This window comes from Pantoea sp. Nvir, from assembly GCF_009829915.1.
In the GTDB taxonomy this organism is placed as follows: domain Bacteria; phylum Pseudomonadota; class Gammaproteobacteria; order Enterobacterales; family Enterobacteriaceae; genus Pantoea.
This window is the reverse complement of the sequence record NZ_SZZW01000002.1, coordinates 102,471-114,994: the sequence shown is the minus strand read 5'-3', so window position 1 is coordinate 114,994 and position 12,524 is coordinate 102,471. Positions and strand designations below refer to the sequence as shown.

The window sequence follows — 12,524 nt, the reverse complement described above, 5'->3', positions numbered from 1 at the left end:
ACAGCTTTTAACCGGAATCAGGTACAGGTCCAATTTGAGCACCATCGCGCATTGGGATAGGAAGATGAATAATCTTCGCTATTAGACTGGCTAGTTTATATCGCATTTCCGGGCGACGAATGATCATGTCGATCGCTCCTTTCTCAATCAAAAATTCGCTACGTTGGAATCCTGGTGGCAGTTTTTCGCGCACCGTCTGCTCGATAATGCGCGGGCCTGCAAAACCAATCAGAGCCTTCGGCTCAGCAACATTCAGGTCGCCTAGCATCGCGAAGCTAGCAGAGACTCCTCCCATTGTTGGATCAGTGAGTACGGAAATATAGGGTATACCACGCTTCTGCATTTTAGCCAATGCGGCACTAGTTTTCGCCATTTGCATCAGCGACATTAATGCTTCTTGCATACGTGCTCCACCGCTGGCAGAGAAGCAGATCAGAGGACAGCTATCTTCCAAAGTCTGCTCAACTGCGCGAACAAAACGTGCACCTACCACAGAGCCCATGGAACCGCCCATAAAAGAGAACTCAAATGCGGCTGCAACAACAGGTATGCCGTGTAACTGTCCTTTCATCACTACCAGTGCGTCTTTCTCATTAGTTTCTTTCTGCGCAGCAGTAAGACGATCTTTATACTTATAAGAATCGCGAAATTTTAGGATATCCTTTGGCTCTAGTTCGCTGCCTAACTCACTTAGTGTGCCCGGATCGAGCAAGCTATTAAGACGCTTACGGGCATGCATCCGCATGTGATGGTCGCAATTAGGACATACCTCAAGATTACGCTCTAGCTCAGCGCGGTACAGCACTTGACCACAGCTATTACACTTAGTCCAAACTCCTTGCGGAATATTGGCACGACGTGCTGGTGTTGCGTTGCTTTTGTTAAGAATGCGTTCAATCCAGCTCATGTGAAACCTTTTTTTAAAACTAACTTAGTCTAATTCTAGAATTATCTTATTATGTACTACTAAAAATTGCGGAGGCAAATATGTGATATCTATTTATTAAACCACAACCAATCCAGACTATGGAGAAAAATCTGTTTTACGCTCATTGTAACTAAAACAGTTACAAATTTTTGTGCTATTTTGGCCTAATCGCAGTTATGTTTGCAAGATTGCTGCAATTATGCTAAGTAGCACTGAAACTACAGTACGCCTAAAGAGTAGAAGCTCAAGACTTTCTTACATTAACGGTAGATCAATGAAAATATAATAGGTGTAGAAGAATGACAATACCTATCTTGGTAAGCCAGCAAAGTTAACCAGAGCAAAGCGACGATGCAAAGTGGTGATAGGATATATGCCATTTATCCCGGCGACGAATGGAAGATGGAAGATGGCAATGTCCATCAATCCGTATAACATATTGAAATTAATTTCAATGGGAAGTGTAGTCATTCATATTGCTGACAAGCTCCGCACCAAACAAAGTAGACGATGTAACAATCTATATATTACCTAGTAATATAGTAATTAACACTATAAACAGGAAGCACTTTTCCTCTGTAAAACATGAAATAAAGCAATACGACAGATGAATCTTATAAGATCTACGTAAAAAATAAAATTACGCAGATCTAAAGGCCGCATTAAGTCAATAGATCATCTAAATACGTTTTGATACACAAAATAAATGAAACAAAAATTAAATAATTTTTTCCAAATATCGCTATCTAACATCTAACTAATCCTCTAGGAACAAAGGACCCACTGAAGGTTTAGGTAAAGCAAAATATGATGGGTAATACACCCCTACTAAATAGAGGCCTGCCGCTCTGGCAGTCGCTGCCGCCAGCATACGATTTTTTGCCTCTAACAAAGTCCTAATCCAGTTTTCCGGTTGCTTACCGCAACCAACCTCCATCAAGCTACCGACGATATTACGCACCATACGATGGACAAAAGCATTAGCCTTAATATCTAAAATAACAAAAGCGCCCTGTCGTATAACATTAAGATGCATTACATTACGCCACGGAGTGCGTGACTGGCAATTTAATGCGCGAAAAGAAGTGAAATCGTTTTCGCCTAGAAGACACTGTCCAGCACTGTGCATTTTCTCTTCATCGAGAGGATAACAAAAGTGCGTTACACCGTGGCTAAAGATCGCAGGGCGCAGCTGCTGGTTATAAATCAGGTAGCGATAGCGACGCGCTATCGCGCTGAAGCGTGCGTGAAACTCGTTTGGTACTTCTTTCACCCAGCGTACTGAGATATATTCCGGTAAGTTAGCATTTACACCCAAAGTCCAAGCACATTCAGCGCGCTGCGATGTAGTTTCAAAATGAACCACCTGGCCAGTGCAATGGACGCCTGCGTCTGTACGACCAGCACAAAATACATGTACTTCATGGTTTGCTACTGTCGAGAGTGCCTTTTCCACCTTCTCCTGTATACTACAGGATTCCTTCTGACGTTGCCATCCGGAGTAACGGCTACCATCATACTCGATTCCTAGTGCAAATTTGCGCGTCTGATCTTCTAACATTAGTGGCAATAATCCTTTTAATATTTTCTTAAAGATTTTTATATCTATCAGCATACTACCGCCGACTAGAATATAGTAGTATCCTGGCATACCGTAGTCGTTCCAAATGCAACAAAATCTTACCTTTTCGTTAGTCAAATGTATTACCAATCTATGTTTGGGTGGTTATCTAATAGTCTATTTATAGAGACTATTAGATAACTAGAGTACGGGTGCGATAATGCTTAGAATAGTAGTGATTGTGATGTTTATAACAAAGGGAAAATTGTTGAGCTGGATCACGGAGCAACTGTAGAATTGGCTGTATCCAGTAATATAATGTTACTTTTATTATCTGTGAGATATTCTCTTTCTAAAGAAAGATAAAAACAAAATACAGGTGTATACACTGTTCATTTGCCAAAAAAATTATCTGCTATCCTTCATAAGGCTAAAAAGTATAAAAAGTAGAGTTAAGTATTATTTAAACATATGCGAAACCCGAGTGCATCGAGCATACTCGCCGTTTCTATGTTATTACAGATTACTTCCAGTGAAGACCATTCACGCCGCTCCGGATATTCCTGACGCAGTCGATCGAACTCGCCAGGTATTGCTGCAACTCTACGTAATGATGCGTCATCGCGGCGTACATCGTATACCAAATGTGTTAGACGTTTTAGTATTTCTTGATCGAGCGTACCATTGAGTATCACTTTACTGAAAGTCGGTGTGGGCAGTAGCTCACTAAGTTGTACCGACTGCGGTTGACCAAGAAAATCGCACCAAGCTTCAAATATCTGTGTTGTGCCGCGTGCTTTACCTTCTAGAGTATAGCCAGCAATGTGTGCAGTAGCGAGGTCAACATTATTTAACAATTCAAGCGATAGTTCTGGTTCCAACTCCCAGACATCTAGCACTACGCTTAGATCTGTTCGCATTTTCAGCACTTCTAATAGAGCGATATTATCTACTACTGGGCCGCGACAGGTATTGATCAGAATAGTATTAGGCTTTAGTGTATTTAGCAACCCTGCATTAGCAAGATGCCAACTTTTATAAGGCCCTTCTTTAAACAATGGTGTATGAAAAGTAAGGATATCTGCTTCAGCTACCAAATCGGCGAGTGACCGGAAATCTCCTTTTTCGCCAAGAACGACACGTGGCGGATCGCATAACAGGGTTTTTAATCCCCAAGCGTCCAACCGTGTGTGCAGTAGTCTACCAACGTTACCCACACCAACGATACCGACAGTGCGCTCACGTAGTTCAAAGCCATCGCGTTCTGCCAAAAAAAGCAGCGCGGAAAAGACATACTCTACTACAGCGATAGAGTTACATCCCGGAGCGGCGGAGAAAGCGATACCAGCTTGTTGCAACCAAGCCTCATCGATGTGATCAGTACCTGCTGTGGCAGTCCCGACGAACTTCACTGGTGTCTTGGTCAGAAGAGATTCATTAACTTGCGTGACTGACCTCACCATCAGACTATCTGCATCGTTCAATTCCTTTTGAGGGAGATGACGTCCTGGCACAGACATCACTTTTCCTGTTTTACTGAAGAGTTCGCTTGCATAGGGAATATTTTTATCGATGAGAATTTTCATAGTACCTTACCTATGTTCATTATATCATTGAGTTGAACTATCATGGCATAGAACATTTCTTCAACCAAAGAGCACACGCAGTGATTTAACAATCGTAATCACCTACACGTTTTTGTACTGTACTCATCGAGTAATAGCGTGCACAAAACGTAATAGTTGCTGCCATTTTCTGCACTCTGAAATATATTCAAGTTCCTAATGTTAGAACCGTGCTAAGGTAATCTCTGTGGTAAAAACACAAGCCCTACATACACATGAGATGAAAGTTGTTTATTATCCCCAGGCCGCTTCTATAGAAAGTAGATAGCACAAGTATAAGACGTAACCGTTTGTAAAGAGCAATTCGCAGTGCTGCTATTATGCATGGGATTACAATTAAGCATAACAACCCACGTTTTAGGAAAATTATGTACTTAGGCATGCATGCTCTACTGTGTATAACAAGCGACATACCACGTTGGTGGGAATATGAAGGCTTTTACATAAAGGCTTATGGGATAAAAAGTCGTTAAAGTACGACTTAAGTGGATAAAACTGGCAAGAAGATCGTATGATGTTAAAGAAAAGAGCATTATTAAAAGGTAATTAGGCTCATGCGCAATATTTACGCATTATTAACGTGGCGTTAGTACCACCGAAACCAAAGCTATTAGACATCACAGTAGTTAGAACTTTTTTAGTAGTTTGGGTGATAATATTCATCCCTTCCGCAGCTGGATCCAGCGATTTTATATTAATACTTGGTGCGATAAAGCTGTGCTTTAACATTAGCAGCGTATAGATCGCTTCTTGAACACCAGCTGCGCCGAGTGAATGGCCGGTCATCGCTTTAGTCGAAGAGATAGCGGGGGTGTTATCGCCAAATACCTCACGAATAGCACATAGCTCTTTTACGTCACCTACTAGTGTTGAAGTACCATGGCTGTTAAGATAGTTAATTGGTGTATTGACATTCTTCATTGCTATTTTCATGCAGCGTACCGCTCCTTCACCAGATGGAGAAGCCATATCTGCACCATCCGATGTAGCGCCATAGCCAATAATTTCTGCATAGATACGTGCACCGCGCTTCAACGCATGCTCTAGCTCTTCAACCACGACTATACCGCCACCTCCAGCGATTACGAAGCCATCACGCCCTTTGTCATAAGTACGCGACGCTTTTTCCGGCAACGCATTGTATTTAGTGGAGAGCGCACCCATGGCATCAAATTCGCACGCCATCTCCCAACAGAGCTCCTCACCACCACCAGCAAAAACAATGTCTTGTTTATCTAACTGTATTTGCTCAACAGCGTTTCCGATGCAGTGCGCGGAACTTGCACAGGCAGAGCTGATAGAGTAATTAACGCCATGGATTTTGAACGGTGTTGCGAGGCATGCGGAAACTCCGGACGCCATCGCTTTAGTCACAACATAAGGACCGACCGCTTTTAAGCCGCGAGCGCTGCGCATAGCATCGGCTCCGAAAACCTGAAAGCGAGGAGAACCGCCACCTGAACCGGCGATCAAACCTACACGTGGGTTGCTTTGATAATGACGTTCAATTAAGCCGGCATCTTTAACTGCTTCTTTCATGGAGAGATAAGCATAGATAGAAGCGTCACTCATGAAACGCACGATTTTACGATCGATAAGGCCAGTAGTATCAAGCTTAATATTACCCCATACGTGACTACGCATACCGGAATCTTTTAATTCCTGAGAGAAAGTGACTCCAGAACATCCTTTATGCAAAGAGGCTAACACTTCCTGCTGGTTATTTCCAATGCTAGAAATTATCCCCAAGCCAGTAATCACTGCACGTTTCATTCAGGTTTCCTCGTTACGCTTACTTTTGGATTGGCGTGCACTTTAGCTTACACTTGTACGCCGAACAAGTCTGATTAGCTATTTCCTTTTGTAAATTTGAATCATGTGAATCTAGTCGCTAAAATTACGTGATTATCTGCAGAATGAACTTTTGCTATGAAAGTATTTGCTTTACCCGAAGTGAACATTGGAGCACTTCTGTACCTTCTCCTTTCATAAGGTCTCATTTTCAATAATAATTGAATATAAAAAAGATATGTTACGCCGTTGTTAGATGGCACCTATTTACAATGAAGTTGAACTCAATGGTACACACTTAATCTCTTTATTATTAAGGATAAACAAATTGATTCTTAGAATCAATAAATGCAATGGCAGCGTAGCTTATTCTCCACTTATGATTTTCATCACTACTTACATTACCCATTACGGCCAGTTCTTTGCATTGCATAGGTTGCAAAAAATGGATTTCAAAATGATACACTACAAAAATTTTTGGGACTAACGTAAGGATACTTTGTGATACACCTGTACATGTGCTAAGTCTAATTGCCACTATAGGCGATATTACTGAAATAAAATAAGCAATATAGCTAGAGATTTTATCGTTTAATCAACTAGCAAGATAGTGCTAGCACGTTTCTCCTCTCACCTTTATGATGCTGTACCTATCTTTCAAGCATTACTTTAAACGATGACGGACTCCACTCTGCAAGATGAGAAACGCGCTAAGAAGGTTGCATAAAAATTGGTTATACGCAGACCTGCTCGCTATTGCATAAGAAATCTACCGAAAGGAAAAAAATAATTTGAATCATAGAAGTTAATCCAACTATTAGGTGGGTTAATTTATATCTACGGCGCTTAGAGATATGCACTTCCCTCACGAATAATTACTCGATATGCCATATAAAAATTTAAAAAATCTATTCCCGTGGGAATAGATAATAAAACTGAGCATGAAGAAACCTGTACTTGACTTAAAAAACTTTGTAGAAACCATTACACACTAAGAGTTGTATTATAAATACAACGCGGTGCGCAATCCTTATCGCCAAAGAAAGGCATTAGTGATCCTCACAGGGATAGGATACGAACGGGAAGGAACTCGGAAAAGGCAGTAAATAGTTTAGTACAGTAGTATTATGCTGTGTAATAACCATACATGGAAAATAAAAATAACTAGAACTCTCATCGCGACTAAGGATAATAGTACTACTAACCATCTAGGTTACAAACTCCTGATCTTTTTTTGCAGCTAACACCACTACCGACTGTACAGCGTAAGCTGTACATACATATGCAAGTAACGGAACAATAGGATGTTTTGCGTAACCAGCTATATTATCTTTCGCTGCTCGTTTGAGCACAGTACCAATCTCTAGTAGTCAGTAGCAGGCTACAATAATTTTAGCATCTCAAATCTTAAATCAAGTGGTTGAGTTTTAGACATCTGGCGCACTCTCCAGCGCATCTTAGGTAATTCCGATCTGATGGCTAGTTTCATCACTACTTAAGAGACGAACCACCTATCGCTATGCCTAAATCTCTAATTAGTACATTTCTAATCTGTAAATTGTACACCTATGTGCTTAACCGTTGAATAAAAATTTTTAGGTGGGGATGCCCGAAAATTAGGGTTACGGAGCAGCGGCACCTGTGAGTCAATAATACAGCCGTTAGAGAAAGAACCAATAATAGATTGTGGAACACCCGATATAGGATGCTGAATACACTGCCACGGCGGTTTGGCAAAGCTTGAAATGCTGTTCAACAGCACTATTATGGTAATAAATAGACGCCCCATGGAATTACCAACAAGATAATGTACTATTAACGTCCGCGTTCTGCGCACGCTGGCGTAGCAGATGGTCCATCAGCACGATAGCCATCATCGCTTCTGCAATCGGTACTGCACGGATGCCTACACAGGGATCATGGCGTCCTTTTGTTATCACCTTGACTTCCTCGCCATCTCGAGTCATCGTTTTACCTGGTACGAGGATGCTAGAAGTCGGCTTCATTGCTAGATTAGCACTAATGGTCTGGCCACTGCTGATGCCACCGATAATACCACCTGCATGGTTGCTTTGAAAACCGCTCGCGCAGATTTCATCACGATGTTCGCTGCCGCGTTGGGTTACCACTGAAAAACCGTCACCGATCTCCACCCCTTTCACCGCGTTGATGCTCATCAGCGCATGCGCCAGATCAGAATCGAGACGATCAAAAACCGGTTCTCCTAGGCCAGGAGGCACGTTTTTCGCCATCACAGTGACCTTTGCACCAATAGAGTCACCCTCTTTCTTTAGGGCACGTATCAGTTCTTCCAGTGCTTCCAGCTTGTTTGCATCTGGACAAAAAAATGGATTTTCTTCGACTATATTCCAGTCCTTTAGCTCACATACTACGTTGCCGATCTGGGCTAAATAGCCGCAAATAACGATACCGTGCTTCATTTTCAGATATTTTTTAGCAACAGCACCAGCGGCGACGCGCATTGCGGTCTCACGCGCAGACGAGCGGCCTCCGCCGCGATAGTCGCGCAAGCCGTATTTCTTTTCGTAGGTATAATCTGCGTGACCGGGTCGAAAAAGATCTTTGATGGCACTGTAATCTTGTGAGCGTTGGTCAGTATTTTCAATTAATAGGCCAATAGATGTACCGGTAGTAATGCCCTCAAATACACCAGACAATATTTTTACTTGATCTAGTTCACGGCGCTGTGTGGTATAACGCGATTTACCAGGGCGACGACGGTTGAGATCATGTTGGATATCGGCTTCTGTCAGTGGAATGTTGGGGGGGACACCATCTACGATGCAGCCCAGAGCAACACCATGCGACTCACCAAATGTGGTTACGCGAAAAAATTGTCCTATGCTATTTCCAGCCATGGTGATTCCTCGTGATGAAGCATTTTTTCAATCTCTATAAATAGAGAAGTGATGTTGTGCGTCGACAATTTGCTGACGCATTAGCATAAAGACACCGTCACCTCCGTTCTTAAACTCCAACCAAGTAAAAGGCACGTCAGAATACTGTTTAATCATATGTACCATATTATTGCCCACTTCGCAGATTAGTACTCCATTTTTGCTTAGATAGTTCGGTGCGCAAGCAAGAATTCGACGCACTAGTTTCAAACCGTCGATGCCTGCCACTAGACCTAGTTCTGGCTCATGACGATACTCATTCGGCAGAACTGCCATATCCTCTAAATCCACATAGGGTGGGTTAGCAATCATCAGATCATACTTTACTGGCTGCAACTCGTGGAATAAATCAGAGCAAATTGGAGTAACATGATGGATTAAGCTGTGCTCTTCGATGTTCTTCTCAGCAACGGCTAATGCTTCAATGGAAATATCTACCGCATCGACTTCCGCTTCAGGGAACGCATAAGCGCAAGCGATAGCAATGCAGCCACTACCAGTGCACATATCGAGGATATAACGTGGTTCTTCGTCTATCAGACCTGCAAAACGGTTCTTAATTAGCTCACCGATCGGAGAACGCGGTACTAGAACTCGTTTATCAACGTAGAATTCATAATCACAGAACCAGGCTTTATTAGTTAAATATGCTACTGGAATCCGTTCGTTAACACGGCGTATTACGTATTCAACAATTCGATGACGCTCACTGGCAAGCAGACGGGCATTGTGCATTTTTTCTGGAATATCTAGGGGTAGCCAAAGAGTAGGCATAATTAGCTGCACGGCTTCATCCCATGGATTATCAGTGCCATGACCATAGCAGATCTCGGCTGCGGAAAAGCGGCTAACCGCCCAACGCACCATATCCTTAATAGTTTGCAATTCATTTATTGCCTCCTCGATGAAAATTTTGTCCACGCAGCCCTCCGCAGGCCAATTAATCAATTGGCTAACAGTGTGTCATAAAGCCAAAGAAAATTCAGTGCTGTTAGATTAAAAATCTGATAATTATCGAATCAAGCAGTAAGGTGATGTCATCTACTATTGCATCTTTTAGACAATTATTCGCGTTTAATGGATAAAATACTCCTGATAAAAATCAGGACGATGAACAGGGAACGACTCAAAGATCTATAGATTATATAGCTTGCATTAATTTGGAAGGACCAGTCCGCCACAAAAGCTTGCCTTCAGAGTAAACGGGATCGAAATCCACGCAAGCAACATCCGAGGTAGCGAACATCGGAGGTAATTCCTGCAAGCACAGTTTAGAAACCAAATAACTAACCAGCGGTAAATGTGAAATTACAATCGCTGATTTTACTCCCTGATTTCCTAGTATTTGCAAGTAGTAAGCAACCAAGCAAGGATCACCGCCAGGTGATAACTCAGGCAAAATATCTTGCCCTTCAGGTAGACTGAGCGCTTCGCGTACTGCAGTCAATGTCTGCTGTGCGCGAAGATAGGGACTGACCAGTACACGTTCAATTTCCACTGTCTGACCGCGGAGCCAATATGCCATCTGGCGTGACTGCTTATAACCGCAAGGAGTCAGAGGTCGACGTGAATCGCTAGCTGCTTCAACAGAAGCATCACCATGACGCATGATAAAAACTTGCATAAAAGTACCGCTATTATTTTTTTGTCAATATCGCCCAATGCGAACCCCCAAGTTTTTTCTGATATTAAATTTTTTAGTGCATCTCAATATATTGAGGATCAGTAACTTCTTGTTTAAGAAAATAAGCTATTTGTAGAAAGGTTCCGTGCCATTTGATCTGTCGATACTCTCTTCTATCCATTATAAATCAGACAGATTATATAAGACCTGAGATGATAAAGTTATGGTAGAGATACTGATGCGTTCTCGCTATTAATCGCATTAACCAAATATCTATATTAGGACTTCCTATGGGCCTGATCACTCGAAGAACCTCGTCTTGCTCACCTCGATTGAGCCAGAGATTTGGTTAATTTAAAGTGAAGTAAACAGTCATAAATAGTTTTTTTCTTTAAAAATGATTAATGTATTGTACTCAGCACCCCATTTAACAAAAATTAGCTAGTATCCAATGGCTATTCCCATTCATTATTATTGCGAATCGATATTTTTTAGATAGTCTTGAATAGCACTGGCATTTGGGTTTTCTTCAGAGCTAAGGTGGCCTCTCTTCGCTAAAAAATTATAATGCTGAAAATAGGCATTGCGGATAAAAATGTATGGATCAGAATGCTGTTTCAGAAATTCATCTGACTCGAGTAAACGAGCTCGCATTTCCACTCCTTCAATAGTCCATTTAATGATAGACAGAGGCCACGTCAACCAAATCAGCACTGGATAGAATGTATCTACATAGTAACCTCCATCTTGACGAATAGTGAAACCACCGTAAAGTGGCAGCTCAATATACGGTCCATAGCCTATACCATAATAACCGAGAGTACTACCGAAGCGGTGCGGTATTTCACGTGCTAGATCTAAGTGCACTTTTCTCGCAACGTCTATAAAACCGCCTAGACCTAAGAGTGAATTTAAAAAGAAACGGGTAAAATGAATAACTGCCTGGCGTGGATCCCCTACTAAAACTGAGTTTACAGCACTAGCCGGTTCTTCTAAGTTGCCAAGAAAATTACTTAGCCCGGTACGCACCGGCATTGGCATATAGTCGCGCCAAGCTACAGCGATAGGACGCATTACATATGGATCCAGCACATTATAGTTGAAAATGAACATTACACGATTAAAAGTTTCGAGCAGATCACTGCGCTGTGCAAGTGCCTCACTATTGGGTTTGTTGCTGGCGCATCCAACTATGATGCCACTTGCCAAGATAAAGCTGGTCAGGCGGTAAGCCATCGTTATCTTCCTGTGAGTTTTAAGAAATTAAAATACCACTTCAGAGCTGTTGTTGATTACTCTTCCCAGCCATGTGCTAATGGCTATCATGAGGGTGTTACTATTCTTCTACATTCAAAACAGTTGCCTCCTTATGGTCTTGCGTGGTCGGTATGAGAAATAAGTACTTAATGAAGTTAATTCTATGTCAGTATCATATACTTCGGCATCATAGAGTTGCTATCACTTATTATATATGCATACATACATAGAAATTAGCTCAATAAGTCATTAATGCCCAATGAGCCCTGATAAACACATCAGAAGTAAAAATATACATCACTCTGCTCAACGGTGACATTTTTGTTTGTTTAAATTATACAGTAGTACTTACCTTTCCGTCGGAATGATTTCTAGTATAGTCATACGTGTAATAGTATAAAATAATTGCTACTGGTGGGTAGGTATTAAGCATGAGGTAACAGACATACGTACAAAATCGCAACCTCAAGTATGCATTATAGCCTTGCTCATCGCTAGAACGCGCTAGTATTTTGTTAAAATTTTAATCTAAATAATCGTATATTACAGAGCAAGATTATTTAAAAAAAATTTCACTTCCGCCTACATACGTAATAGATACGTCACAGAAACTAGAGGAATTGTTTAGAGTAATTGAGTTACGCATATAAAATATTGAATTAAACTGTGGCAGGGAAAGCTTAGTCTGAGGGGGGGGTGAAGAACATGACGTAACTGGAGAAGCCAGAAGGCTATAGAAAAATCTGTTGTTTTAAGTTGGAGGTTAAATCTGTATATCTATTTTACTACAAATGTAAAAAATCTTGTGTGACGTAAATTA

The 12,524-nt window shown here is 41.6% G+C and carries 9 protein-coding genes; all 9 read right to left on the bottom strand.

What is annotated here, in order from left to right; translation table 11 throughout:
• Positions 1–7 precede the first annotated feature (7 nt).
• The 9 genes from accD to mlaA all read right to left on the bottom strand — a co-directional run bounded on the left by accD (position 8) and on the right by mlaA (position 11,683).
• Complete coding sequence (gene accD, locus FD729_RS02335) at positions 8–907, bottom strand: acetyl-CoA carboxylase, carboxyltransferase subunit beta (RefSeq protein ID WP_159931683.1); 900 nt, start codon at positions 905–907, stop codon at positions 8–10.
• 778 nt (positions 908–1,685) lie between these two features.
• On the bottom strand, positions 1,686–2,489 hold the full coding sequence (gene truA / locus FD729_RS02330; protein ID WP_159931788.1) for a tRNA pseudouridine(38-40) synthase TruA: 804 nt from the start codon (positions 2,487–2,489) through the stop codon (positions 1,686–1,688).
• Positions 2,490–2,941: 452 nt separating this feature from the next.
• Positions 2,942–4,075, bottom strand: coding sequence for a 4-phosphoerythronate dehydrogenase PdxB (pdxB, locus tag FD729_RS02325; RefSeq protein ID WP_159931682.1), 1,134 nt, complete (start codon positions 4,073–4,075; stop codon positions 2,942–2,944).
• Between the two features lie 591 nt (positions 4,076–4,666).
• Positions 4,667–5,887, bottom strand: coding sequence for a beta-ketoacyl-ACP synthase I (gene fabB / locus FD729_RS02320; protein ID WP_159931681.1), 1,221 nt, complete (start codon positions 5,885–5,887; stop codon positions 4,667–4,669).
• Positions 5,888–7,451: 1,564 nt separating this feature from the next.
• The gene (locus tag FD729_RS02315; protein ID WP_159931680.1) at positions 7,452–7,694 is read right to left on the bottom strand and encodes a hypothetical protein; all 243 of its coding nucleotides are present in this window, start codon (positions 7,692–7,694) and stop codon (positions 7,452–7,454) included.
• A gap of 4 nt (positions 7,695–7,698) precedes the next feature.
• Positions 7,699–8,784 (bottom strand): chorismate synthase, encoded by a 1,086-nt coding sequence (gene aroC, locus FD729_RS02310; RefSeq protein WP_159931679.1) that lies wholly within the window; start codon positions 8,782–8,784, stop codon positions 7,699–7,701.
• Positions 8,785–8,811: 27 nt separating this feature from the next.
• The gene (prmB, locus tag FD729_RS02305; protein WP_159931678.1) at positions 8,812–9,744 is read right to left on the bottom strand and encodes a 50S ribosomal protein L3 N(5)-glutamine methyltransferase; all 933 of its coding nucleotides are present in this window, start codon (positions 9,742–9,744) and stop codon (positions 8,812–8,814) included.
• A gap of 220 nt (positions 9,745–9,964) precedes the next feature.
• Positions 9,965–10,447 carry a phosphohistidine phosphatase SixA gene (gene sixA / locus FD729_RS02300; RefSeq protein WP_159931677.1) on the bottom strand — a complete coding sequence of 161 codons (483 nt, stop codon included), beginning with the start codon at positions 10,445–10,447 and terminating at the stop codon, positions 9,965–9,967.
• Positions 10,448–10,918: 471 nt separating this feature from the next.
• On the bottom strand, positions 10,919–11,683 hold the full coding sequence (mlaA, locus tag FD729_RS02295) for a phospholipid-binding lipoprotein MlaA (protein WP_159931676.1): 765 nt from the start codon (positions 11,681–11,683) through the stop codon (positions 10,919–10,921).
• Between the last annotated feature and the right edge of the window lie 841 nt (positions 11,684–12,524).